The organism is Nitrospira sp. Nam80, assembly GCF_965152575.1.
Genome location: NZ_OZ224216.1, coordinates 2,847,238 through 2,873,031, shown reverse-complemented (window position 1 = coordinate 2,873,031; position 25,794 = coordinate 2,847,238). Strand labels below are relative to the sequence as shown.

At 59.3% G+C, this 25,794-nt stretch carries 22 protein-coding genes; 10 read left to right on the top strand and 12 right to left on the bottom strand.

Annotated features, from left to right (window positions below):
• Positions 1 to 37: 37 nt before the first annotated feature.
• From ACWGXE_RS13455 to ACWGXE_RS13425, 7 genes are all read right to left on the bottom strand, one after another.
• On the bottom strand, positions 38 to 1,381 hold the full coding sequence (locus tag ACWGXE_RS13455) for a cytochrome ubiquinol oxidase subunit I (protein WP_447598289.1): 1,344 nt from the start codon (positions 1,379 to 1,381) through the stop codon (positions 38 to 40).
• A 153-nt stretch (positions 1,382 to 1,534) separates the two neighbouring features.
• Entirely contained in the window at positions 1,535 to 2,857 is a 1,323-nt protein-coding gene (locus ACWGXE_RS13450; protein WP_447598288.1) for a hypothetical protein, read from the bottom strand.
• Between the two features lie 75 nt (positions 2,858 to 2,932).
• A complete protein-coding gene (locus tag ACWGXE_RS13445) occupies positions 2,933 to 3,889 on the bottom strand; it encodes a quinol:electron acceptor oxidoreductase subunit ActD (RefSeq protein ID WP_447598287.1) in 957 nt (318 codons plus the stop codon).
• A gap of 31 nt (positions 3,890 to 3,920) precedes the next feature.
• Positions 3,921 to 5,255: an NrfD/PsrC family molybdoenzyme membrane anchor subunit gene (nrfD, locus tag ACWGXE_RS13440; RefSeq protein ID WP_447598285.1), complete on the bottom strand. Its 1,335-nt coding sequence runs from the start codon at positions 5,253 to 5,255 to the stop codon at positions 3,921 to 3,923.
• Positions 5,255 to 5,974, bottom strand: coding sequence for a 4Fe-4S dicluster domain-containing protein (locus tag ACWGXE_RS13435; RefSeq protein WP_447598284.1), 720 nt, complete (start codon positions 5,972 to 5,974; stop codon positions 5,255 to 5,257). Before ACWGXE_RS13435 ends, nrfD begins: the two co-directional genes overlap by 1 nt.
• A gap of 33 nt (positions 5,975 to 6,007) precedes the next feature.
• A complete protein-coding gene (locus ACWGXE_RS13430; RefSeq protein WP_447598283.1) occupies positions 6,008 to 8,212 on the bottom strand; it encodes a molybdopterin-containing oxidoreductase family protein in 2,205 nt (734 codons plus the stop codon).
• An 81-nt stretch (positions 8,213 to 8,293) separates the two neighbouring features.
• On the bottom strand, positions 8,294 to 8,812 hold the full coding sequence (locus tag ACWGXE_RS13425) for a cytochrome c3 family protein (RefSeq protein WP_447598282.1): 519 nt from the start codon (positions 8,810 to 8,812) through the stop codon (positions 8,294 to 8,296).
• Positions 8,813 to 9,246: 434 nt separating this feature from the next.
• On the opposite strand from ACWGXE_RS13425, the gene ACWGXE_RS13420 reads away from it, so the two are divergent.
• Both ACWGXE_RS13420 and ACWGXE_RS13415 read left to right on the top strand, forming a co-directional pair.
• Positions 9,247 to 10,398 carry an enolase C-terminal domain-like protein gene (locus ACWGXE_RS13420; RefSeq protein WP_447598281.1) on the top strand — a complete coding sequence of 384 codons (1,152 nt, stop codon included), beginning with the start codon at positions 9,247 to 9,249 and terminating at the stop codon, positions 10,396 to 10,398.
• 35 nt (positions 10,399 to 10,433) lie between these two features.
• Entirely contained in the window at positions 10,434 to 13,586 is a 3,153-nt protein-coding gene (locus tag ACWGXE_RS13415; RefSeq protein WP_447598280.1) for an FAD-binding and (Fe-S)-binding domain-containing protein, read from the top strand.
• On the opposite strand, the gene ACWGXE_RS13410 is transcribed toward ACWGXE_RS13415, so the two are convergent.
• The gene (locus ACWGXE_RS13410; protein ID WP_447598279.1) at positions 13,503 to 14,159 is read right to left on the bottom strand and encodes a DUF4142 domain-containing protein; all 657 of its coding nucleotides are present in this window, start codon (positions 14,157 to 14,159) and stop codon (positions 13,503 to 13,505) included. The two genes, ACWGXE_RS13415 and ACWGXE_RS13410, sit on opposite strands and share 84 nt — an antisense overlap.
• 192 nt (positions 14,160 to 14,351) lie before the next feature.
• Here ACWGXE_RS13410 and ACWGXE_RS13405 point away from each other — a divergent pair, with 192 nt between their 5' ends.
• The 3 genes from ACWGXE_RS13405 (at position 14,352) to ligD (ending at position 18,493) form a co-directional block, all read left to right on the top strand.
• Positions 14,352 to 14,975: an outer membrane beta-barrel protein gene (locus ACWGXE_RS13405; protein ID WP_447598278.1), complete on the top strand. Its 624-nt coding sequence runs from the start codon at positions 14,352 to 14,354 to the stop codon at positions 14,973 to 14,975.
• 76 nt (positions 14,976 to 15,051) lie between these two features.
• Positions 15,052 to 15,810, top strand: a complete 759-nt coding sequence (locus ACWGXE_RS13400) for a Slp family lipoprotein (RefSeq protein WP_447598277.1) — start codon at positions 15,052 to 15,054, stop codon at positions 15,808 to 15,810.
• Between the two features lie 31 nt (positions 15,811 to 15,841).
• Positions 15,842 to 18,493 (top strand): DNA ligase D, encoded by a 2,652-nt coding sequence (ligD, locus tag ACWGXE_RS13395; protein ID WP_447598275.1) that lies wholly within the window; start codon positions 15,842 to 15,844, stop codon positions 18,491 to 18,493.
• A 4-nt stretch (positions 18,494 to 18,497) separates the two neighbouring features.
• Here the strand turns inward: ligD and ACWGXE_RS13390 are convergent, their stop codons facing one another.
• The gene (locus tag ACWGXE_RS13390; protein WP_447598273.1) at positions 18,498 to 19,640 is read right to left on the bottom strand and encodes a glycosyltransferase family 4 protein; all 1,143 of its coding nucleotides are present in this window, start codon (positions 19,638 to 19,640) and stop codon (positions 18,498 to 18,500) included.
• A 158-nt stretch (positions 19,641 to 19,798) separates the two neighbouring features.
• Complete coding sequence (locus ACWGXE_RS13385) at positions 19,799 to 20,680, bottom strand: SMP-30/gluconolactonase/LRE family protein (RefSeq protein WP_447598272.1); 882 nt, start codon at positions 20,678 to 20,680, stop codon at positions 19,799 to 19,801.
• Positions 20,681 to 21,365: 685 nt separating this feature from the next.
• On the opposite strand from ACWGXE_RS13385, the gene ACWGXE_RS13380 reads away from it, so the two are divergent.
• The 5 genes from ACWGXE_RS13380 (at position 21,366) to ACWGXE_RS13360 (ending at position 24,597) form a co-directional block, all read left to right on the top strand.
• Positions 21,366 to 21,794: a DUF2934 domain-containing protein gene (locus ACWGXE_RS13380; protein ID WP_447598271.1), complete on the top strand. Its 429-nt coding sequence runs from the start codon at positions 21,366 to 21,368 to the stop codon at positions 21,792 to 21,794.
• A 207-nt stretch (positions 21,795 to 22,001) separates the two neighbouring features.
• Complete coding sequence (locus ACWGXE_RS13375) at positions 22,002 to 22,379, top strand: YtxH domain-containing protein (RefSeq protein ID WP_447598270.1); 378 nt, start codon at positions 22,002 to 22,004, stop codon at positions 22,377 to 22,379.
• Positions 22,380 to 22,425: 46 nt separating this feature from the next.
• Positions 22,426 to 22,749, top strand: coding sequence for a BON domain-containing protein (locus ACWGXE_RS13370; protein WP_447598269.1), 324 nt, complete (start codon positions 22,426 to 22,428; stop codon positions 22,747 to 22,749).
• Between the two features lie 223 nt (positions 22,750 to 22,972).
• Entirely contained in the window at positions 22,973 to 23,734 is a 762-nt protein-coding gene (locus tag ACWGXE_RS13365; RefSeq protein WP_447598268.1) for a metallophosphoesterase family protein, read from the top strand.
• A gap of 8 nt (positions 23,735 to 23,742) precedes the next feature.
• A complete protein-coding gene (locus tag ACWGXE_RS13360; RefSeq protein ID WP_447598267.1) occupies positions 23,743 to 24,597 on the top strand; it encodes a nucleotidyltransferase family protein in 855 nt (284 codons plus the stop codon).
• Here the strand turns inward: ACWGXE_RS13360 and ACWGXE_RS13355 are convergent.
• Positions 24,592 to 25,185, bottom strand: a complete 594-nt coding sequence (locus tag ACWGXE_RS13355) for a cupin domain-containing protein (RefSeq protein ID WP_447598265.1) — start codon at positions 25,183 to 25,185, stop codon at positions 24,592 to 24,594. The genes ACWGXE_RS13360 and ACWGXE_RS13355 overlap by 6 nt on opposite strands.
• Positions 25,182 to 25,769 carry a sigma-70 family RNA polymerase sigma factor gene (locus ACWGXE_RS13350; protein ID WP_447598264.1) on the bottom strand — a complete coding sequence of 196 codons (588 nt, stop codon included), beginning with the start codon at positions 25,767 to 25,769 and terminating at the stop codon, positions 25,182 to 25,184. The genes ACWGXE_RS13355 and ACWGXE_RS13350 overlap by 4 nt, the downstream gene beginning before the upstream one ends.
• Between the last annotated feature and the right edge of the window lie 25 nt (positions 25,770 to 25,794).

Here is a 25,794-nt window from a genome sequence, read left to right as displayed (position 1 = left end):
GCACCTTTGTGGCGGCATGAAACAGGTATGTAGAGCATCAATCATCGAGCGGTGCCGACGCCTGTGTGTCCGCGGAAGGCCGATAGTGTGATGCCTCGTCATCGAATGTCATCGCGCCGTATATGAGATATCCGTTCCAAGCGCGGGCGGTTTCCCGCGCCCATCCCATCGCCAGCATCATCAACATGGCGCAAAGCGAAAGGGCGATCAGCAACGTCGGCTTCCTACGGTCAGGGCTCTGAGCGTCCTTGATTCTCCACCATGGCGCCGGTGCGGAAAACGACCGGAAAAAATAGAGCCAGTTCAACAGCCCGAAGAGCACGAGCGCCGCAATGGCCACGTACTTATTGGGCTGCATGGCGCCCAGCGGATTCACCGCAATGTCGGTCAGGCGGGACAGCAGCGGAACATGTTGCAGATGGTAGGGCATGGTAAAGACCAGCCCGGCCAGCGCCACGGCCGCCAGCGACACGGGCAGCACGATGCGCGCGGTTGCCTCGCGCGGCATGGCGGGCCGGATCGCGCGGCCGATGTAGGAGCATCCGAGTACGATCAAGGCGCTGTACAGTAGCGCGACGAGATCGAAGAGCCAAGATCGCGGGCCGAGCATGAGCGTATAAAAGGCCTGCGGCTCGGTGTACCGGATCTTCAAAAGATATTGATACCCGATAGCCGGCATGATGAGAAGGCCGCCGAACCCGATGCCGAAGCAGACGCCGCCGGCCCATCGGAAAAAGGCCCGCTCATCTGCGGTGGCCGCTCGCAAATATGCGATTGCCCATAGTCCTGCGAGCCCGAATCCGGTCCAGGTCAGGTTGCCCACGATACGGTGCGTGTCGAGATAGATCATGGTCGGATTAAGAATCTTGCCCCATGTATCGCCAGGCGGCCGCGGCGTCAGCATGTAGGAGGCCACGATATCGATCATGACCATGGCAATCACCGATGACATCGCCGCAATCCAGCCGAAGGACAAGTGCAGGCGTTTGCGGGCCGGGCGGGCCGCGGCCCAATCCCAGGAGTAGTACCAGAGATAAGCGAAGATCGCTTCGGACAGGAAAAGGGAAGCCTCGAGCAGCAACGGCCAGAACATGATCCGGAACAACGTGCTCCAGAAATGCGGCCAGAAAATATTCAGCGCGAAGATCAGCGTCACGCCCAGGAAGGAGACGCCGGCCGTCGTAAAAATCAACGTAAAGGCAATGTGACGGGACAATCGCTCGAAACGAGCCTTGCCCTGGAGGTATCCGATTGTTTCGCAGGCTGCGCCGATCAACGACGATCCCACGATGAAGGTTGCAAACAGCGCGTGGGTCAGCGCCGCCGCTGCAATGGCGACCCGCCCGTACACCATCGGGATATCCACGGAATCAGGCGACATGAAACCTCACGGAGTGAGTTAAGAGTTGTGAATCGAAATTACTGGTCCGGCGAAACCCGCGCTTCCCCACCTCCGGAGCGGCCCTTCCGGGGCTTGCCGGGCGGAATCCTTCCGGAATTCCCGTGCCTGTGGTCATGGACCACAGTGGCGTGGTCAGTTCCGGCCTTCCTGCCCTGCAAACCCTCGGTGGGCTCCCCCGCTCCTCTCGGCAATGGTCGCGCTTGGTCCGCCGGACCACTCCCAATATTTAGGGCTAACTCCTAACTCAGCACTGCTTTCTTGGCTTCTCCGGTCCGCCGCCGGATGGCGCTGCTCATCGGTCAATGAAATCACCCCGCGCACCGTATCCGGACGGCGCACGGTTTCTCTGATGATTCCCATGGTCAGATAGATCAAGATCGACACAATCCCAAGGCAGATGGCGAGGGGGCGGAACAGTCGGTTCGATCGAGTCACGGCCGATTGTTCCGACTGTCCGTATCGGGCCAGCGACCAAAGAAACAGCGCGAGCAACAGATAGAGAAAAGCCCGGCGTACGGTTGTCTCGCCGATGGCGAGCACCATGCCTAGCGCGGCAAGGGGGACCGCCGCATCGAGCCATGTGAATCGACTCGCACACTGTGTCGATCGCAAGAGAAAATAACTGCCGGCAACCAAAAAGCCGATCAGTCCGAATTGCACATAGAGGAGCGGTTGATAGGGACCGTGGATCAACTGCTCGTAAGCAGCAGGTGCGGAATCCTGAATCGACAGCGCATAGAACAAGCCGGTGAACGGTTGCAAGAGTAGACCGATCACGCCGATTTTCCACCCGGTAGTGAAAAGGTGGCGATAGTACGCCGGATGCTCGCGATCTTGCGGGCGGCCGCCGCGCCAGGCGCCGTATGCCGCTATGGCGTATCCGGCGATTAAGAGATTTCCCACGAACCGATGAACGACGAGCGGCAGCCATGTGGGATTCAAGAGCGATCCGCCTGACGCCCCCGCTTCCGCCGGCGTGAGCATATACGAGCCCATCCCGTCCAGGACGATCACCCAGACCAGCATGAACAGGGCGGCAAGCGTGCCGAGCCAGAGATGTAGAGTCACGCTGCGTACGCGAATGCTGTCCCAAAAATGATAGTAAGGGTAGAGCACGAGCAGTTGCAGGATGAACGCGGCGATGCCGAGTCCGATCGGAAGGCGAAACCGGCTCCACATCCACATCGTGGTCGCGGGAAACAAGCCGATCATCAATTCGACCATGATGACCGCTAGGACAGTGCTCACGCTGAAGACTACGACCGTGAAACGGGTGACGGCCCGGGCCAGGTCTACATTGAACGGAATGGAACGGCCGCCGGCTTCGAAGATCGGCGCGAGGACCATAAAACCCACGGAGAGTCCCGCCAGCGCAATGTGGAGCAGGCTGAACAAGCCGACCACGAGGCTATTGCCCAGCAGCGGGAAATGAAGCCGTTCCAGTGTGAGTTCCATGACACGTGGCTAAAGTTAGAATGAAGATTTCGGAATGATCCAGCCCGCTATTTCTGATTCCTCATTTCACATTTATCATTCATGAGACACTTGCTCGGGGAAGTGCTTCACGAACGCGGCCACTGCCTGTCGTTCCGCCGCCGACAATTCTCCTCGAAAGGCGGGCATCATGTCTTTGCCGTCGGTGACGATCTCATACAATTCGGTTTGTGGCTTCTCTTGCACCGCGCGAGACCGAAGATCGGCCGGTCGTTCGTTGAGATAAGCCGCGACCGGCCCGTTTCCCTCGCCGCTGGGGCCATGGCAATGGAGGCAATTCACCCGGTAGAGATCCTCCCCTGAGACAGAGGCTCGGGCGTTGTTGTGCGTTGCGGCAGACAGGATTGCCCGACTGTCCCGCGGCACGCTGCCGGCTGGAGAATGGAGGCGAGGCGCTTCTTGGGGTTGATAGGACGGTTGGTCTTGCATATCGCGTGAACAGCCGGCAAGCGAGGCACACCATATAGCCGCCGACAGCCACGCCGCCAAAGCCTGTCCACTCGGCTCCCATCCCGGCTGGTCATTCGGGCGTGACCCGATCGTAATATCCGTGGCCCCGGCCTGTTCTAGGATTCCCGTCAGTACCGTTTCCGCTCCTAATGGGACGAGCGGGACGATAATCCGCACCATGCCGTCGTCGACCCGCATGTCCCGCGTCGAGGCGCGGCCCTGCTCGCGGACAATTCTGACGATCATGGTAAGAAAGGTCGCGAGGACGGCAAGCAACATCATGGTCTCGTACGAGATGATCCCGACGACGGGCGCGGCGACGATGGCTTTCCCGCCTGTCTCAATCGGGTAGAGGACCGCGGTTCCACCGGCAAAGAACAGACCGACTCCGATTCCGACCAGACCGGCGGCGATCGTGATGAGATACGGCACCAATGGAAACGTGGCCGCGGGCGACACGTGCTCGAGCGGCAAAGGAGAGCAGACCGCAATGTCCTCTCTCCTCACGCCGGACTGTTGAAGTCGTGCGATGATCGAGGACATATCTGCGCCCGGCCGAAGGAGGGCGGAGATTTCACGAGCCTGAGGCATGCCCATGGAGACGCCCTTCCTTTTCTTCCCATATCGAAATGATCGGAACGAATTTGACGGCCAGCACGTAGAGAAGAATCGCCAATGACAAGGAACCGGCCATGATGGTCAGCTCCACCACCGAGGGAAAATAGTCGCTCCAATTGTATGTCAGCCGCGGGTGGGCCAAGGGCGGCACGAGGATCAGCATGCGTTCGATGTACATGCCGATATTGATGCTGATGCCGATGAGCATCATCCCAAGCGGCCACCTGCGGAACGGCGGCAGTGTCAGGGTGAGCAACGGCAGCACATAGATCAAGCCGATCATGGTCCAGTGGGGAACGGCATAGGCCCCGATCATCATCGAATTCAGAACGGCCATATGGTCGGGAATGCGGGCGTACCAGACGGTGAGTTGCTCGGCAAAATAAAGGTAGGCCAGAGTGAGCGTCGTCACGACCAGCAACTTGCCCATTTTGTCGAAATGCTCCAGCCGGATGTACTCGTCGAGCCGATACACGCGCCGGATCAGATACAAGCCGATCACAACCATGCCCAAGCCCGAATGCACGGCGCCCACGACAAAATAGGGCGCGATGATCGACGTGTGCCAGCCGGGCACGAGCGACATGCCGAAATCCCAGCCGACGATCGAATGGACGGAGACCATGATCATGACGATCAAGGGCGTGATTATCCGGATGGCGGTGTTCAGCGCCTGCCATTGCAGCTGCGTGCCGCGCCACCCGAGACACAGAAAGGCGTAGAGCGGCTTCCGCCATCCTGTGATGCGATCCCGCGCTAAGGCGAAATCGGGAATCAGCGGCAAATAGAGATAAATCGTGCTGGCCGTCGCGTAGGTGAAGACCGCCGTCGCGTCCCACATGAGCGGCGATCGAAAATCGGGCCAAATCTCCCGCTGATTGGGATAGGGAATCAGATAATACCAACGCCAGGTACGACCGAGATGATAGAACACAAACATGGTGGCCATCACGACCGAGATGATCGTCATCAATTCGGCCACTCTCGTCACCGGCCGGCGCCATTCCGCCTTGCTCAAGCGCAGCACGCCCGAGATAAAGGTGCCCGAGTGGCTCACCCCGATCCAAAAGACAAACGAGGCGATGTAGGCACTCCAGAAAATCGGCGGGTGCATATTGGTCCGGCCCATGCCGGTTTCAATTTGATAGACCCAGGCGCCGGCTCCCGCCGCCACGACAGCGACGAGCACGGAGACCAGGAACAGATATCCACCTCCTGTCTCGGCCAGCGGCGCCAGCAGGTCGCGGTTGATTTTCGGCATGTCGCGCCAGACGGAGGATGCGGCGTTCATCACGTTGCTCGCTTGAGATAAGTAATGGCCGGCTCGGTTCCCAAAGACTCCAGCAGATGAAAGCGCCGGTCGCTCGCGGCCAATTGTGCGACGCGGCTGTTCGGGTCGTGGCGATCTCCGAAAACCAGCGCCGAGGTTGGGCAGGACTGGACGCAAGCGGGCGTGATGTCCCCGTCGCGCACGCGCCGGCCCTCGCGCTCGGCCTGTTCCTTGCCGTGCCTGATTCGTTGGATGCAGAACGTGCATTTCTCCATGATGCCGTTCTGGCGGACCGTCACGTCGGGATTTAATTGTTGCTCCAGCGGCTTGTCCCAGTGCGGATCGAACCAATTGAACTGCCGGGCCATGTAGGGGCAATTGTTGCCGCAATAGCGGACGCCGATGCAGCGGTTGTACACCTGTGCGTTTAAACCTTCCGGAGTGTGGTAGGACGCGTAGACGGGACAGACCGGCTCGCAGGGGGCGGCGCCGCAGTGCTGGCAGAGCACCGGCATGAATTTGGCGCTGACGTTCGGATACTCGCCTTCCCAATAGCGCTCGATGCGAATCCAGTTGATGGCGCGGCCATCGGCCGCTTCTTGCTCGCCTGAGATGCGGATATTATTTTCGGCGTGACAGGCTACTACGCAGGCTTCGCATCCGGTGCAGCGATCAAGATCGATGACCATTTCCCATTTATAGGCATGAGTTTGTCGCGTCTCTTTCTTCTCGTCGGCCATATGCGGCTCCCTTTGGTGGAAAATTCTCCTTCTCTATGCTCCCGGACGACTGCGTTGAATCGACAACAATGCAGGGCTTGGCTCCATTCCCGGTCGCTCCAAGAGAACCAGCGGCCCTTTCGCCGTAGTCGTTTCAATCCGGACCCTGGTGCCCGCGGTCGCCAGTGAACCGGAACGGTGATCGAACAGCGGGGCCAGGATGGAAATGGGATTGATGCCGCGGCGGCTCGCATACCGGCCATAGTCCGCGTGGCCTTGTCCGATCGGGACGGCGATCGCATCCGGCCTGATGCCTGGAACGATCAATGCGGGGACATCGAGCGAGCCGTGACGCGAGTGGATGCGAACCATGTCGCCGGGTGTGATGCCGAGTGATCGAGCGGTGACCGGATTGACCTCGACCCAACTGCCCCACATCGCAGTGGTCAGAGTGTCCGGCAGCTCCTGAAGCCAGGGAAGGTTCGCGTCCCGCCCATACCCGAGGCTCATCGAAGGGTATGGGAGGAGATAGAACGGAAATTCTTGCTGATCGCCGTCGAAATGGGCAGCCTCGTAGCGAGGAGGAGGCGCCGACTGTGCCGGTTCCATGTCCGGAGCCGCGCTGTTCCACCAGCCGCCTTGCTGTAAAAAACCAATCCAGGCTGATTCAAATCGAGCATCATCTGTATTCCGACTCTCTCCGCCGAAATGATGCCGCCATCGCTCTTGAATCAAGGAGGGAAAATCTTTTGAGGAAAAGCCGGGGACTCCCAGGTGGGACGCTATGTGGAGAATCGTATCCCCGAGCGCCCGCGTGTCATAAAGAGGCGAGACCGCCGGCTGGAGCAGGCTCACGACCTGAGCGGCTGACGAGACGGGCGGAATATGATCTCCCCATGACTCCAACGACGCGTGATCCGGCAGGATCAGATCCGCCATTTCGGTCGACTCGTCGAGAAAAGAGCTGAAGCTCGCACGATACTCGGCCCGTTCGAACAGACGCCGGACCGGAATCGAGAGCGGCATCGTAAACAATGGATTGACATCGTTCAGCAACCAGACAGCCGGCGGCCTGCCGTTCTCCGCTCCTTCGGCCCATTGCGCGAGCCGCCGCTCGATCAGCCACGGAACAGGTGGACCTGTGTCGAACAAGGGCGGCCTATAGAACCGGAGACCACCGGGCTGTCCGAGGTTGCCGATGATGGCGTTGAGGCTATGGATTGCCAGCATCGTGTCGGTGCCGTTGGTGTGCGCACAGGCCGGGCCACCGCCCATGGCAAGCGGTGCGGCCGCGGTCGCAAATTCGCGGGCGATCCGGATCAACTGGTCGCGAGGAATATCCGTCGTGGCGGCGACCTGATCCAACGGGATGCCGGCATAGAATCCTTCATAGGCTCGCCGTTGGGTTCCGGATAGTGCCGACCGTCCTTCGTTGAAAAGTACCTGTCCGATTCCCAGCGCGGCGAGTCCTTCCGTGCCGGGGCGAACCGGCACCCACCGGTCGGCGCTGGCGGCCGTTAACGAAAGGCGCGGCTCAATATGCACGAGACGGCCGCGGGTCGCAGGTCGTCCTTGTCGCATCTCTCCATAGGCAATCCCGTAAGAGACCGGCGAAAGCCACTGTTCGAGAAACGGCGCGCCGAATGACAGGACATAATCGGAGTCCGCCACATCGTAGGTCGGCCAGGCCTCGATTCCAAAGGCGTCACGCGCGGCGGTTCTGACCGGTAAGTCCGCGCCCGGCTCGTAAAAAAATAACCGTCCTCCGATGGCGCGCATGAATGAGGAGACCAGCCACGCCAGCGTGCCGGACAAGGGCCGGCTCAGCATGATCGTGTCCGCGCCGTTCGCCCGCAGGCGCTCGCTCAACGTCCCGAACGCGTCGTCCCACGTAATCGAAGTCCAGTCGCCGGTCAATCGCGAGCCGGTTCGGCCCAGCGGACCGGTGAGGCGATCGGGATTGTAGAGTCGTTGCAGAGCGGCTTGTCCCCGAGCGCACAGTTTTCCACGATTCACCGGATGGCCGGGATTGCCTTCAATTTTCTTGGCCCGGCCCTCCATGACTCGCACGGTGATCCCGCACCCGGCGTGACATTCGCGGCAGGTCGAGGCATACCAGTCGGCGACGCCGGGCACAATTTCGTCGTCCGGTAAGACATAGGGAACGAGCCGGCCCACCTCGCGCCCGCATCCCGGCAACAGGGAGCCGGTAGCTGCGAGTCCCAATGCTTGGATGAATGTGCGGCGTTTGATGTCCATCGAGTCCGGCTGCCTTAGGAAATTATCGTCGGGGGTCTCGTCATGAATGAACGTCGGGTGACCGCGGCTTCTTCGGGCTCACTATTTGTGGCAGGTCCAGCAATCACGGGATGCTCCTCGTTCTTGATGGCACGACAGGCACCAGCCCATTTCATACGTGGCCGCACGGGGTGTGTACGGCATCTGATCGACGTGCCCGTGGCAGGTAACGCACTCCAGTCCATGAGCCAGATGACGTTCATGCGTGAAATAGACGAAATCCGGCAGCCGCTGGAGGCGGACCCAGGATACCGGTTCCTTCCGCTTCCAATGCTCGACCAGTGTCGCAGTGTCCTTCGTCCCCATGGCCAAGTTCTGATGGCATCCCATGCATAGCTGCATAGAGGGAATACCCGCGGCGGTAGATTGTTCAGCCGAGCGGTGGCAGTACAAGCACTCCACGTGCAGTCGTCCCGCGTGCAGCTCATGGCTGAAGCGTAACGGCTGCTCATCACTCCCGATCAGATCGGCGCTTCCCTTGGAATAAAGCAAGCCGATTGCGGCAGCCAGGGCTCCCGTCGAAATGAGGACGGCCGCCGCCATCCAGCCACGCTTGTTCATGGTGCATTACAGCAGGGGTGTCCACTCCTCGTCACGGCGCGATGTTGTGGTGCAATATGCACGCCCTTGTCGGATGCCGGTGAGCCCGTCAAGATTACGAGAAGGAACGGTTAAATGACCGGTGTCGGGCTGTGAAAAAATGATGCGTGCCGCCAAGATCGTGGACACCTTGTCCATTACGAGACAATACTTCCATGGGGGTCGCCGAGAGGTAAGGTCGGCGGGCGAGAGGGGCATCTCCGGAATCGGACAAGAATCGCGTCAAAACCGGACGCGTGGGTCGTACGGATTGGGTTCACCTTCAGTACGGCGAGGCCGCGCTGTGAGCGCCGATTGCGGTTCCGCACGATTTGGCCTTCACATCACGCCGCCTGTTCGATGGAACGTTGTATGCACACCGCGGCAGCGCAAATATTAAAGAACCGGACGGCGAGATGGCGAGCGATAGCCAACCAACCGAACAGACCTCGACATCCGTGGCTCAGGTCCACGATTCCGATGGACCTGTGATCGAACGCGTGGCGGTGTCCGCCTATCGCATTCCGACCGATTATCCCGAGGCAGACGGAACATTGGATTGGAACCATACGACGCTGGTACTGGTCGAAGCGGTCGCGGGGAATCGGATGGGGGTGGGTTTTACGTATGCGGATACGGCCACCGCCCGGCTCGTGAAACAGACGCTCGTGGACATCGTCTGCGGCCGGCCGGCCATGGCGGTTACCGCATGCTGGCACGCCATGCTCCATGAGATCCGGAATCTTGGGCGCCCCGGCGTGGTCTCGATGGCGGTGGCCGCTGTGGATGCCGCGCTGTGGGATCTGAAGGCTCGGCTTCTCGACGTTCCCCTTGTCACATTGCTGGGCGCGGTGCGAGAGGCCGCGCCCGTCTACGGCAGCGGCGGCTTTACGTCCTACTCGATCAAGCAACTACAGGACCAACTCGCCGGCTGGGTAGGGGCCGGAATTCCGCGGGTCAAGATGAAGGTCGGCCGCCATCCGCAGGAGGACACTGCGCGGGTCGAAGCGGCCCGTGTGGCTATTGGAGAGAAGGCGGAATTGTTCGTGGACGCGAACGGCGCGTACAACCGCAAACAGGCATTGGGATTGGCCGAACGGTTCGCGCGCTGCGGCGTGACGTGGTTTGAAGAGCCGGTCTCTTCGGATGATCTGGACGGATTGGCCCTGATCCGCAATCGCGCGCCGGCCGCAATGGAGATTGCGGCCGGCGAGTATGGATATGATCAGGTCTATTTTCGTCGGATGTTGGAGGCGGGGGCGGTGGATGTGTTACAGGCCGATGCCAGCCGCTGCGCCGGCATCACCGGCTTTCTCAAAGCCGGGGTTCAATGCGAAGCGCGCTCATTACCGCTTTCTGCGCATGGCGCGCCGTCGCTCCATGCCCACGTGGCCTGCGCGGCTCAGCCGATCCGGCACATCGAATATTTTCACGACCATGTCAGGATCGAAGGCATGCTGTTCGACGGCGCGCTGGCGCCGGTCGATGGTCGAATCAGACCGGATCTCTCTCGGCCCGGAACAGGACTGGAGTTCAAGCATCGGGATGCCAAACGTTACGAACTATAACCCGCATGATTCAGGACGGGCGAAGGGTGGACGGTATGGATACACCATTGATCCAGATTGGGCACGATGTATCAGGGAGGGGGCCGGCGTTCGATGGCGAACGTCCTAGTCCTGCGGCGCAGGAGCGAGATGCGCGACGCATTGATCATGAGGCGCTCGCGAAGGCTCTCCGGTCCGCCGTCGAAGGCGAGGTGCGATTCGATGACGGCAGCCGGGCGCTCTATGCCACGGACGGATCGAACTATCGGCAAGTGCCGATCGGCGTCGTGATTCCCCGGCATGCGGAGGATGTGATCCGCACCATTGCGGTGGCGCGCAGCCATGGCGCGCCGATACTCGCGCGGGGCGGCGGGACGAGTCTTGCGGGGCAATGTTGCAACTATGCCGTCGTGCTGGATTGCTCGAAGTATATGCGCCGGATCGTAAACTTGGACCCGCAGCAACGGCTGGCCCGAGTCCAACCCGGCCTTGTCTTGGACGTGCTGCGGAATGAGGCCGAGCGGCATCATTTAACGTTTGGACCGGATCCGTCCACTCATACCCATTGCACCTTAGGCGGCATGATCGGCAACAATTCCTGCGGCGTGCATTCGGTGATGGCCGGGGAGACGGCGGATAATGTGGAAGCACTCGACATCGTGACCTATGACGGCGTGCGGATGCGAGTGGGACAGACGAGCGACCGCGAGCTGGATGAGATCGTTGCGGCCGGCGGGCGCCGCGGCGAGATCTACCGAAAGTTGAGAGGGTTACGGGATCGGTACGGCGATCTCATTCGCGCTCGCTTTCCCGATATTCCACGACGGGTTTCGGGATACAACCTTCCGGCGCTCTTGCCCGACCGGGGCTTCCATGTTGCCCGGGCCTTGGTCGGTTCCGAATCTACCTGTGTCACGATTCTCGAGGCTACCGTGCGGCTGGTGCCGAGTCCTCCGCGGCGTTCGCTCTTGGTTCTGGGCTATCCGACGGTGTACGAAGCGGGCGACCACATCCCGGACATTCTCCAGTGCGAGCCGATCGGTCTGGAAGGCATGGACGACCGGCTGGTGCAGGACATGATCAAGATGCATATCCATCCGGAGGATGTCACCCTCCTGCCGGAAGGTCGCGGCTGGTTGCTGGTGGAATTCGGTGGCGACACAAGAGATGAAGCGGACGATCGCGCCCGTCGCTGCATGGACCGGCTGAAGGCGCAAGGGAGTCCGCCGAGCATGAAGCTCTTTGACCGCCGCGCCGAAGAACAGATTCTCTGGAGGGTGCGCGAATCCGGACTGGGCGCCACGGCCCATGTGCCGGGCGAAAAGGTGACGTGGGAAGGATGGGAAGATTCATCCGTGCCCGTGGATCGACTCGGCGGCTACCTGCGCGAGCTGCGGAAGTTGTTCGACAAGTATCACTATGGCTGCGCCCTCTACGGGCATTTCGGACAGGGGTGCGTCCACACGCGGATCGATTTCGATCTCCAGAGCCGGGAAGGTGTCCGCACATTCCGTTCGTTCCTGTTCGAGGCGGCCGACCTTGTGCTGAGTTTCGGTGGGTCCTTGTCCGGCGAGCATGGAGACGGACAATCGCGAGCCGAGTTGCTGCCGAAGATGTTCGGTCCCGAGTTGATGCGGGCATTTGAAGAATTCAAAGCGATCTGGGACCCCCACGGGATGGTGAATCCGGGAAAGATCGTGCATCCTTATCGCGTCGATGAAAATCTCAGGCTGGGCGCCGAGTATCGGCCGCCCGTTCTGTCAACTTATTTCCAGTTCCCGCATGACGACTACAGTTTCGCCCAATCCACCTTGCGCTGTGTCGGTGTCGGGGAATGCCGGCGCGGAGAAGGCCGGACGATGTGTCCCAGCTACCGGGTGACCAGAGAAGAGATGCATTCAACCAGGGGCAGGGCAAGGCTGCTGTTCGAAATGCTTGAAGGAGATCCGCTCAGGCACGGCTGGCGTAATCCCCATGTCAAAGAGTCGCTCGAACTCTGTCTGGCCTGCAAGGGCTGCAAGGGCGATTGTCCCGTCAATGTGGACATGGCGACGTACAAGGCGGAGTTTCTCGCCCATTATTATAAAGGACGCTTGCGGCCCCGCGCAGCCTATTCGATGGGGTTGATCCATGTCTGGGCCAGATTGGCTTCGATGGCTCCCCGGCTCGCCAACCGGTTGACACAGACTCCGGGCCTTCGCTCCTTGGTTCAAATGGCAGGCGGCATTTCCCTGCGTCGGCGGATGCCGCCGTTTGCGGACACGTCGTTTTCTGAATGGTACCGGCAACATCATTGGCCCGAAACCGGCCGCACGTCTCTCTTACTCTGGCCGGACACATTTACCAATTACTTCACGCCGGAGATCGGTGTGGCGGCGGCGGAGGTGCTCCACGCGGCGGGCTTCCATGTTCAATTGCCGCGCAAAACGCTCTGCTGCGGCCGTCCCCTGTACGATTTCGGCATGTTGGCGTCGGCGCGGAGGCAGCTCCAGGAAATTCTTTGGGAACTGTCGCCGTTCATTACGGCCGGGGTCCCGATGGTGGTGCTCGAACCAAGCTGCGCCGCGGTGTTTCGTGACGAACTGCTCAATCTGTTTCCTCACGACGAACAGGCCAAGCGCCTCTCGCAACAGACCTTCACGTTTGCTGAATTTGCCGATCGCTATATGACCGAACACCGATTCGGCCGCATGCGGCGCCGCGTGCTTGGGCATGGCCACTGTCATCAGAAGGCTGTGATCGGCATGGGCGCGGAACAGAAACTGCTGGACCGTCTCGGCGTGGAAGCGGACCTTCCCGATACCGGCTGCTGCGGAATGGCAGGATCGTTCGGCTTCAAAGAAGAACATGATGACTTATCCGTGCAGATCGGCGAGTTGGCGCTCCTTCCGGCAGTTCGGGCCGCGGACTCGACGGCGATTATCCTGGCGGACGGGTTCAGCTGCCGGCAGCAGATTGAGCAGACGACCGACCGGCGCGGGCTGCACATCGCTCAGCTTGCCCATTTGGCCATGCAACAGGAAGAGCAGGAGACCGGCGGCGATGGCGCATCGGCTTATCCGGAACGGGACTATCTGGATCGAAATCGGCCGGCCCGCGGCGCCTCACGTCGGTCCCGGCGTCGTCTATGGATCACCGGTCTCGTTGCGCTCGGTTTGGTTCTCTACTTCATGCGGCGAAGGGGTCAGCGCAAGTCGAGCGCTCGATAAAGAGCGGACGAGAGTCGCCCGCGCTGGCTCGTCGGTTTGCGCGGCAAGGTCCCTTCTAATGATGCGAGCCGTATTTAAATGGTTCTGCAATAGTGGCTTGGCTTGATGGAGATATGCCTTGAGCGCCACGTGGTTCACGGTGTGTGCGGCTTTGCCGGCCAAATCGACCAGCCTGGTATGCATGTCGATTTCGTGGTCAAGATAGGCTCGATCGAAGGTCGTCCCGGACTTCTCTTCCATGAGTTTCACCGCTGCTTGGTGTTTCTCCACGAGCTGTACGCCCAAGGCCGGCGCAACCGGCTTGATATTGAAACGATGCGAGAGCGTCGTGCTATCTTTCAGCAGAGTGCGGTGATCGGCGATCATGGTGCGGCCGAATCCCTGCACTTTAGGATTGAGGCTCCGCGCTTCGGCCATGCGGCCGCGCTCAATATTATTCGTGTCGGCGAGGTTCATGATCCAGACGATGTCGGCATCGGACAACACAATGGGCGCGGCCCGTTCGAACGTTGCACATGACGCAGTCGAAAGAGTTGTTGCCGCCAAAACGGTGAGGAGAAGAGACCGGTACATGGTGCGCCTCCTTATTGAATCGGCTAACAAAGGACAATTGGTCCTGAGCACGGCTAGTTTCTGCAAAAGCGGCGCCTAAGGCATCCAGCGGCGGAGGCATGTTGCGTAGTCTGGTGGATCACGTAACAATGGCTATGGAAAGCCGGAGCGAATCTTCTCGGAATAGGTCCGGCGGGTCAACAGGAGGCGGTTGTGACACGCATTGGTAGATTGCTGTTTGTGTGTTGTCTGTTCACGGCGTATCCAGAGCGGCAGGCCTTGGCCGAATGGTACGTCGCGGGGCAGGTGGGGGTCAATTTTGCCGATCGACTGACGGATATCAGCGGGACCGGAAACCTGTCCGGCTTTCGCGCGCCGGACTTTGATCTGAAGAACGCGGTGCTGTACGGTGCCAAAGTAGGCGTCTTCCCTGGAAACGGATGGTTCGGTGTCGAGTTGGACGCCTTTAACAGTCAGCCGAACATCAAGAACCTCGACGACGTGCCGGGCATTCACATGCGCGTGACGAACGTCGGCGTTAATGTGATTGCCCGTTATCCGGGCGTGACGTTCCAACCGTATGTCGGCATCGGCACCGGCGCGTTGATCGCGCGCATTGGGGATTCCGCCACGACCAAAGCTGATACCGATGTCGCGTCCGTCCTGAATCTTCTGGCGGGGATCAGGGCCTTTGTCACACCCTATACGGCGGTCTTTACCGAGTATAAGTATTCGCAATCAACGTTCGACTTTGCCGGAGCCTTTCCGCCCGGAGGCGGCTTCAGCGGGAACTACCATGCCCAGCAATTGGTGTTTGGCGTCTCGTATCATTTCTAACATGCGATTTGGTTATTTCGTGATTGAAAAAATAGAGACTATGCTGAGTCAAAAGTATGAAGTGCCGATTGAAAACATGAAAACTTCACCAGATCACCAGATCGCGAAATCGAACTTCAGGGCCGGCCGGATTCGTATTCTGTGTGTCGTGGCGGTAGCCTTGTGGGGGACAGGCTGCGCCCAAAGCGCTCATCAATCGGGCCGTGATCTGCTCGACAAGATCCTTCCGGATCAACTGCAGAGCCAGATCGACGAATCCGTGTCGTTCACCGATCTCAAGGAGGATCCCTCCGCCTATCAAGGCAGGACCGTCATGCTGAGCGGCATTGTTCTGAAGAGCAAACGGGTGAAAGACCGCACTGAGATCGAAGTGCTGCAGATTCCGACGGGTTCCGGCGCGGCGCCGACGAAGGACCGCGCGAGATCCCAAGGACGATTTCTGGCGTTCAAGAGCGGAGAATTTCTCGATCCCGCTGTGATCGACGCCGGCACGCCGGTCACTGTCGTCGGTGAAGTACGGGAGGCCGTGACGCGCTCCCTGGATGATGGCGATTATCACTATCCCGTCGTCGAGATCAAACATGTCGTGGATTGGGATGAGGTGAATCCGCAAGTCCGCGCGGCTCCCTATGCCTATCCCTACGGCAGGTCGATGTATGCCTACCCGTATTCTTACTGGGGACCGTATGGCGGGTACGGAGGCTATCCCTATTATGGATACCCCTACGGATATCCTTATTATTTCGGGCCGGGTTTTGGGTTTCGCGGCGGCTCAGCCGCACCCAGCGGTCCCCCTCCGGCCTCGGCGCCGCCGCAATTCAGAAAAGGGGATTGATCGCGACGGGACACACGGTTGTTGTGAGGCTATGAGCCTACAGCGGTATTGGAAGAAGCGTAATTTCAAAGAGACGCCTGAACCCCGAGGAACACCGAAGCCTTCCTCCGCACGCCTTCAGTTTGTCATACAGAAGCATGCCGCGAGTCGGCTGCATTATGATTTTCGCCTCGAGTTGGACGGCACGTTGAAAAGCTGGGCCGTGCCGAAGGGCCCCAGCCTGGACCCTGCGCAGAAGCGCCTCGCGGTGCATGTCGAAGACCATCCGATGGACTATGCGGATTTCGAGGGCATCATTCCGCCCAAGCAATATGGCGCCGGGACGGTCTTACTTTGGGATCGGGGCTATTGGTCACCCATCGGGGATGCGGCGGCGGGATATCGCCGCGGTCGTTTGAAATTTCATCTAGCGGGGAAAAAACTGCGTGGCGCCTGGAATCTGGTTCGGATGGGACGGCGGTCCGGTGAAGACAAGGAAAACTGGCTCCTGATCAAAGAAAACGATGAAGAAGCGCGCCGCGGCAATGACGGCGATATCACGCTTCAATCGGACAGTGTGGCGAGCGGCCGCACGATGGAGCAAATTGCCCAAGGCCGCCATCGTGTCTGGCATTCGAACCGTTCTGCCGAATCCGGTACAAAGGACGCAACCGGCGGAAGGCCCGTGAAGCGCTCCTCGCCCCGGCGTAATGCCATTGATCCCGCCACGCTGCCGGGCGCCGCCAAAGCCTCCCAGGAAGCATGGATCACGCCGCAACTGGCGACGTTGGTAGATCATGCGCCGGAAGGCGACGACTGGCTTCATGAATTGAAATATGACGGCTATCGTATGCTCTGCTCCATTCGTAATGGCAAGGCCGGACTCTTCACTAGAAACGGCAATGACTGGACATCAAAATTAAAGCGCATTGCCGCGGCCGCGGAAACATTGCCGGTGAAGCAGGCCTGGGTGGACGGGGAAGTCGTGGCCGTCATGCCGGATGGAACGATTAATTTCCAAGTCCTGCAGAATGCGTTCGACGTCAAATCCGACACCAATCTGATCTACTATGTCTTCGATCTGCTGTATCTGGACGGGTACGATCTGCGACGGGTTCCCTTGCTCGACCGCAAGCGCGCCTTGGCCTCGCTCATGAACGACCAATCGGCGGAAGACCTAATCCGGTATAGCGACCACATTGCCGGCAAAGGCACAATCGTATTCGAGGAAGCGTGCCGCCGCGGGATGGAAGGTATGGTCGCCAAGCGTGCGGATGCGCCGTACGTGGCAGGCCGGAATCGAAATTGGGTGAAGGCCAAATGCGGGCAACGACAGGAATTCGTTATCGGCGGCTTCACCGACCCGTCCGGCTCGCGGGTCGCCTTCGGCGCGTTATTGTTGGGCGTCTTTGATGACCAAGGACAATTGCGGTATGCCGGGAGAACGGGAACCGGGTTTTCCGAGCGGTCTTTGAAAGAACTCCATACACGCCTCACGCCGCTGGAACAGAAGACGCCGCCCTTTATCGATCCCCCCGCCGGGGCCGATGCGCGAGGCGTGCATTGGGTGAAGCCGACCCTCGTAGCGGAGGTGGCCTTCGCCGAATGGACGAATGAAGGGCAGCTGCGCCAGGCGTCGTTTCAAGGGCTGCGTGACGATAAGGATGCGCGGTCTGTGGTTCACGAGCGTCCGGATAAAAAGATTCCAGCGGAAAGTGCCGCGGGGGCCGGTTCGCGTCGGACCAGGCGGTGGCGGAAAAGAAAGCCTCAAGGACCGGCGCCCCGGCAAAACAGGCACCCATCGGCTGAGCCCCCTGTTGTGGCCGGCGTCACGTTGTCCCATCCTGACCGTGTTCTCTATCCGGAGCAGGGTCTGACCAAACTGGCGCTGGCGCAGTATTACGAGCAGATCAGTGGCTGGATCGTGCCCCATCTGGAAGGTCGGCCGTTGACTTTGGTGCGTTGTCCGGAAGGCCATGCCGCCGACTGTTTTTATCAGAAGCATGCCAATGAGTCGGTGCCTGAGGTCATCGGGCGAGTGAAGATTCCCGAGGGCAAGAAGACCGGCATATATATGGTTGCCGATTCATTGGAAGCGGTGGTCGGACTGGTCCAGATGGGCGTGCTCGAATTCCATACCTGGGGAGCGAAACGCGATCTTCTCGACCGCCCCGATCGGATCATTATCGATCTGGACCCGGATCCGGACGTGCCGTGGAAAGCGGTCATGGAAGCGGCCCAACTGGTCCGGACTTTGCTGAACGAATTGGATCTTGAGTGCTTCCTCAAAACAACCGGGGGGAAAGGCTTGCATGTGGCCTTTCCGCTGCAGCGCGTCCATACTTGGGATGAAGTCAAGGAATTTGCCAAAGCGATTGCCGAGCATCTCGTGCGGTTGATCCCCGACCGGTTCATCGCCAACATGTCGAAGCAGAAACGGAAGGGGAAGATTTATGTCGATTACCTGCGAAATGCGAAGGGGGCAACGGCCATCGCGGCCTATTCCACGCGCGCGCGCCCGCTGGCGCCCGTCTCTGTGCCGATCGCATGGGATGAATTATCGGACGAGGTTCGATCCGATCATTTTACGGTCAAAAATGTTTCCGCTCGGTTGGCCCGTCTGAGGTCCGATCCCTGGCGGGATTATTTTACGATCAGACAGAAGTTGACCCGGAGCATGAAAAAAGTGCTAGGTGCGCCGTAGGTTCCTAAGTCCTTCCAATTATGCCTCCCTCTGACAGCATCAAAGGCTGAGCCCCGCTCTCTGAAATCATGAGCGGTTGCTCCAATGAGGCCGGAAGCGACGCACCGGGCAACAGATTTCTTCCTTCCACCTGCCGCTGGTAAACCTTGAGGTAGTCCTGCACCATCCGTTCGACGGTGAATCGCCGTTCAAAGCTCTCGCGGCAACGCGCGCGATCGATTTGCGCAACGGATTCCAAGGCGCCGATCATTTGGGACAGGTCTTCGCAGATGAGCCCTGTCGTCCGGTCTTCAATCACTTCGGGAATCGAGCCTCGGTGGTAAGCGAGCACCGGGGTTCCGCACGCGAGCGCTTCAATCAGCACGATGCCGAACGGTTCCGGCCAATCATACGGACAGATCAAGGCATACGCGTCGCCCAGAAAATCATTCTTCTCCTCGTCGGTAATTTCTCCCACATACTCCACCAACGGATGGTCCAAGAGCGGCTCGACCTGCGTCTCGAAATAGACCCGATCGACGGGATCGACCTTGGCTGCAATGCGGAGCGGCATGCCGACTTGCTTGGCCAGCGCGATGGCGTGATCCGGGCGCTTCTCCGGCGAGATGCGGCCTAAAAATGCCAGATACTTCCCCGGTTGCGGATGAAATGCATAGAGGTCTGCCGGGAGCCCATGGTAGACCGTCTCCTGCCAATTCAACCATCCGACCGGACGCCGCTGCGCGTCGGAAATGGACACGACCGGCATCTCAGGAAATTCTTGGAATATCGGAAGCAGTTCCGGTAAGTCGAGACGTCCGTGAAGCGTCGTCAACACCGGTGTGCGGCAACGGCGGGCGAATGGAAATCCGGTGATATCCACATGCGAATGGATGAGATCGAATTGGTCGGATTTCGCTCCGAATGCCCGCTCGAGCTCCAAGAAAATCGGCGCTTCCCGGCAACAGAGTCCGTTGGCTAAGCGCAACGCTTGGGGAAAAATCGCTTCCAATTTGGCCGCCGTCACGGAATCCGCGGTGGCGAACAGCGTGACATCATGGCCGAGCCGGACCAATTCCTCCGTCAAATAGGAAACAATGCGCTCCGTGCCGCCATAGCATTGCGGTGGGACACTTTCCCAAAGCGGTGCCACTTGTGCGATCTTCATACTCTGTTCCTTTTTAAAAGTTAAATCGGAGAAGAGGACTATCCATAATGAATGTAAGTATCGGTCCAGTCTGTAGGGGAGTATAGCGATGAGCCAGGGCGAGCGGTAGCTAGGAATGGTCCTAGTTTTGAGAGCGGTATTTGTGAAATGTGGTGTAGTCAAACTGGAACAGGAGGCAGTGCGACGCCTCTGACGCCAATATTCAGACGAGTGATATGGCATCGGCCGAGATTCACCGTGTAGAGACTGGAGTTCCAAAACGCGCAATTCGTCGGATGACACAGCAGTTGCGCTTCTTCATCGGACCACACGGTTTCCACTTGGCCGGTCGGCAAAACTCGATAGATGGCACTCGGCTCATAACAGGCGACATACAATCGGCCTTCTTCATCGAATGCCAGTCCATCGGGAACAACGCCGACGTGCGCGACATGTTCTTTGGGACCGGCGGATCCGTCGTCGAGAATTGGAATCCGGCTGATCGCGCGGGCGAAGGTCTCCACGACATAGAGAAAGCGGCCGTCCGGTGACAGCGCAAGACCATTGGCGAAGTTGAGGGATTCGCGGCACCACAGGATGCCGGACCCGTCCGGATCGAAACGGAAGATTCCGGGACCGGGATCTTTATACTCATAGCTGTCCGATACGTATAAGCGGCCCTTCGCATCAAATGCCGGAAAATTTGGAATACGCAACTTCACTCCGCCGGCTTGCGTTGCAAATGTCTCAATACGTCCGGTGGGAGGATGAAACCGCAGTACTGCTCCAAGGCGTGAGTCGCAAATGAATAACCGGCCGGCCCGGTCGAACGCCATCCCCAGACAAAAGCCGCCGGTGGATCCGACCTGCGTGAATTGCCGATCCGGCAGGGAAAGGCGATAAATCTGGCCCCGCTCGCCCCCGCAATACAACTGTCCTTCATGGTCGAATGCCAACCCTTCGGCATGATCGAGTTGCGGCGTCGTCATGGTTCCATCGAAGACGACTGTAACCTGTTCACCAGATAGAACGGTTGGAGCTTGAGCGGCCGCCCGTGTCATCGGATTCCTGCCGGCAAAGAATCGATTAATCCGTATGCGGAATTGAAGAACCCGCATGCAGCCCGATCGAGCGTCGCCGATGACACGGAAAGAATGTTTTCGTTGCTCATGATGCCGAAGCCCGATGTGATCTTTGGAAGGGAGGCGAGTGAATCTCGCGTAATTGTGGCCCCAGTATGCATCAAGCAATGTGCAGAGCAAAACTAGGGTAATCCCCAGAAGCCTCGCATGATGGGGAGCGGTATGGTGCAAAGGGATTGCGTGAAACTCTGAAGTAATCACGCGCGATTCCGGTGGTGCGCGACCCGCATGGGGATTCGTCAGAAGAAGCGCAACCCACTCTGCTGCACACAACAAGTGAACCGAGAGCCGGAGGTAAGCGATGACTCGACTCAGAGGGATTGTGAAGGCGGTAGTCACAATGGCGGGTGTGGTCAGCTTAAGTAATCCCCTCCTTGTATCCGGGACCGGTGATATGGCCCACAAGGGACAGAAGAGCCGCCAAAGTAAAGACAGCCACGAATGCGGGGTCTCTGCTATTGATTCACCGTCGCCATTCACGAGCGGGCCCGAATCATAATAGATGGAGCGGATCAGAAGGCGGGCGAGGCTGGAAACAAAAGCGACCATCAACGGCGCCATCACAAGCAGCGATGGCTTGGACCATAACGAAGGCAGGATATTCATGAAACAACGTCGATCCACCAAAGGAAAACCATCATCAGGCCAGGGAGTTTCCGATTCGAATCCGCCAAAGGCTCCAGCGGAGCCGTCACAGAGCGCCGCCCTGAGGAGCAGGGAACCGGCACAGGCGCCTCATGGTCGGCCTTCGGCAGCTGAGCCGAGCCAGTATCGAACTGATCAGAATGAGAACCGCCAGTCCTCTCCGCAAAGCATGGGCGAGGTCTTGCCGGAGCGCTTGGAGGCCGAGGACATAGAATCATGCAGGACATTTGCAGTCGAAGATATGCAGAAGAGCGGGCAAACTCGAGAGCGCATTGCACAACGCGCCTATGCGCTGTATGAGGCAGGGGGGTATGAGCAGGGCCGGGCGCTCGAACATTGGCTTGAAGCGGAACGAGAGGTCGCCGGCGACAACGATTGGGACCATTGAACGGACAGAATGTCCGAAGAACGGGACACGGTGGCTGGTTCTTCAGCGACTCAACGTACCCGGGCGGCCCTATTCACACCAAATATGCCGCTATCCGAGAGGAATTGCGCGTGACAATGGGCCTATAGCTTGCAGAGGGAATTGTGTCGTTTTCAGAAGGCGCTGGAAAACATGAAACATCGCCAATTCAACCAAGGAGGGTGACGCATGCGTAACGGAGATTATTACAGCGGAGATTATTATGGTAGTGAATCGGCCGGCTGGTCGGCCTTTTTGGCCGGCGCGTTCATTGGGGCGGGTCTGGCTCTGCTCTTTGCTCCGCAGACCGGTTCGGAGTTGCGAGGTGTTTTGCGCAACTATGCGTCGAGAGCCAAGGACGACATGATGGAGCGCGGCCGGGAAGCCTGGGATACCGCAGTGGAGCGGGGCAAGGAGTACATGGAGCGCGGCCAGGAGACGTTGCAGGAGGCGGGTCGGAGCGCACGGGATTATATGCAAAGCGGACAGGAGAAAGTGAAGGAAGCCGGGAAAGAAGCGGCTGCCAAGTTCAAGGATGCCGGCCGTGAAGCGGCCAATAGGATGTAAGCAGAACAACCCGACACTGTCTTTCTTATCGGACTGGAGGAACGATATGTTCAGAACCCTTGCAATGGCGTGCGCTCTCATCGGCGCCCTTACTCTCGGCGCCTGTCAGTCGACGACCGGCAAAACGGCCGGGCAAACCATGACCGACAGCCGGATTACCGCGGCGGTTCAGAGTAAACTGACAGCGGACCGGATTTCCAACTTTACCCGCGTCGATGTGGATACGGAACGGGGCGTGGTGAACCTCAGCGGCGTGGTCGCATCCGCCGAGCAGAAAAGCCGGGCGGAAGAATTGACCCGTCAGGTCAACGGCGTGACCCGCGTCAATAATAACCTTCAGATTCAGCGACAATCGAGTCGATCCGATTGATGTATTGATACATCGAGCACGGCGGGACTCCGAGACAGTTTATGTCTCGGAGTCCCGGACGACAATTGTAGAAGGCCATGTGCGACAGCCACCGGTGTGGCCTGCACGGATTATGGGCTAACCCTGTCCGGGCAGCGGCAGCCGCGGACCATTTAGAAAGGAGTTGCCGGTAGAAAGGAGTTGCCGGTATTGAATCAACACTCAGTATGCACCGGAGGATCGGATGACTCAGAATGACGGGATGGTGCGCGTGGCCGCCGTCGCCGATCTGCACTGCCCGAGAACGTCTCCGGATGAATTGCATGGGTTGTTCGCCTATGTGTCGGACCACGCCGATATCCTTTTGTTATGCGGGGATCTGACGGATTTTGGGAAACCGGACGAGGCGCGTCAATTCGCCCAACAGTTGTCCGCCTGCGGGCGCATCCCGATCGTGGCGGTTCTCGGCAATCATGATTATGAATGCGAGCAGCACGAAGAGGTGAATAAGATCCTGGCCGGCAGCGGCGTCACCTTGCTGGATGGGACGGCGACCGAGATAAAGGGGATCGGGTTTGCCGGCGTGAAGGGCTTTGCGGGCGGATTCGGAGATCGGGCGCTGCAGCCATGGGGCGAGATCGTGTTGAAACGGTTTGTCCATGAAGCGGTGGAAGAAGCGCTCAAGTTGGAATCCGCATTGGCCAAGCTGCGCACGCCGCAACGGATGGTGCTGTGCCACTATTCGCCGATTATCGGGACATTGCTGGGAGAGCCGGCGGAGATCCATCCGTTTTTGGGCTCCAGCCGGCTGGAAGAGCCGATCAACCGCTATGCCGTGACCGCAGTATTTCACGGGCATGCCCATCATGGGACGCCGGAAGGCCGCACCAGAGAAGGGGTACCGGTCTATAACGTGGCGCTTCCGCTCCTGCGGCATCGATTTCCGGATCGGCGTCCCGTCAGGATTTTGGAAGTTCCAACCGGGGTCACGACGACAGTGCAATAGGACGGACCATGCAGGCCAACGGGTTCACCAACGATGAGGCGCAAGGCTTTTACCGGGAGGCGGTCACGGCTCTCCAAGAGACCGGGGTGCCGTTCCTGATCGGAGGCGCGTTTGCGCTCGAAAGCTACACGGGGCTCGTGCGCCGGACGAAAGACCTTGATATTTTCGTTCGGCCGGGCGAGTGCGACCGATTGCTCTCACGGTTACGGCGCAGCGGATATCGGACGGAGCTCCGGTTTCCCCACTGGTTAGGGAAGGCGTATAAGGGCGGATACTTCATCGATGTGGTCTTCAACAGCGGCAATGGGGTGTGCAAGGTCGACGATCTGTGGTTCGAGCATGCGAAGCCGGGCGATGTGCTCGGTCAGCGCGTGGATATTGTTCCGGCCGAGGAAATGATCTGGTCGAAAGCTTTCATCATGGAGCGGGATCGATTTGACGGCGGCGATATCGCGCATCTCTTCCGGGCGCAGGCCAAAACACTCGACTGGGCGCGGCTACTCTCGCGCTTTCATCGGCACTGGCGTGTGTTGCTGAGTCATCTCTTGTTGTTCGGCTTCATCTATCCGGGCCATCGCCTGCAAATACCGTCCTGGTTGATGACGGAATTGATGCGCCGGGTCGAGTTGGAGATGAACAGCCTCCCGCCCGATCCGCGGTTGTGCCAAGGCACGTTGCTCTCGTGGTCCCAATATCTGGTGCACACCGAACAGGGCGATTACCATGATGCGCGCCATATTCCGCGAGGGAGCTTGACGGAACAGGAAACCAGATACGCGGCCACCGTGCTGATGCGGGAGGCCGGGGCCTGTGATCATGCGCCCACGCCGTTCCAACAGGCGGATGAGGAGTGCAGGTTATAAGTCCGTCGGGCCAATCGGTTTGTTCTTACTTGACGTCATGATCAGAGCGAGGCAGCCTCCTTCACTGTAGGTTGCCGAATGAGTGCTGCGCGGCTCCGCCCGAAAATAATCGCCGGCTTGGAGCGGCCGGCCGGCGCAGACACAGCTGCCCTCGACGACATAGATTTCCTCCATCTGCGCATGCACGTGGGCGCCGTACCGGGAACCGGGCGCCATTTTCATCAGCGTCGTCAGCCGGCCGGCAGCCGGATCGAAAAAGAGAACTTTCACCGCGACGCCCACCCCGATATTCCGCCAGTCCAACTCGCCTGATCGGACGAAGGTAAAAGTCCCGGAATCGTCTTCTTGTCGCGGTTCATGCGCCAGGCGGGCCATAAGGCGCTCCTTCAGTGACGGCGGCGGGGTGATGCACCGCGCGCTGAAGGCCAACTCGTCCGTAATCTGACGAAACGCCTGGACTTCGCTTTTAAGCGCAGGCGAGGTTTCGAGTTCACGTTCAAGCGTTTGCGCCTCCTCATCGCCTAATGCGCTAAGCACATACAAAGCGGCCTGTTCACGCTTCTGTTCGGCGGGGTCCTGGTGCGTCATAATGCCAGCCCTTTCTCATGCGGGGCGAGATGTTCACGAAGTTTGATCATGCCCATGCGAATTCTCGTCTTGACGGTTCCTAACGGCGCCTTCACCTGTTCGGCTATCTCGCGGTGGCTCAGTCCCCAAAAAAACGCTAAGGCGATCGCTTCTCGCTGCTCGGAAGGCAACAGGGCGAGCGCCGCTTGGACGAGGCGCCGGCGTTCTTGTCCCATTGTATCCTGTTCGGGATCACCCTCATCGCTCGGAAGATCCGCAGCGGTGTCCAATGGAGTCCGGCGGCCCTTTTCCAAATAATCGGCTCGAAAGCGATCAATGGCTCTGGTTCGCGCCAAGGTCGTGAGCCAACCGGCCGGAGTCCCTCGCTGGGCATCGTACAGGGATGCTTGGCGCCAGACCTGAGTATAGACCTCCAACGTCACTTCTTCCGCGGCTCCGCCATCGCCGAGAATCTTCATCGCCATGCCGTACACCCAGGGGCTGGTCCGGTCGTACAGCAGCGCAAGAGCCGCATGATCGCCCTGCGCCGTTCGCGCGATTAAGTCGCCCCATTCCTGTTGCTGCAGCCGCTGGGCAGGTTCCATTCCACGACCGTTATCGGCCCTGTCT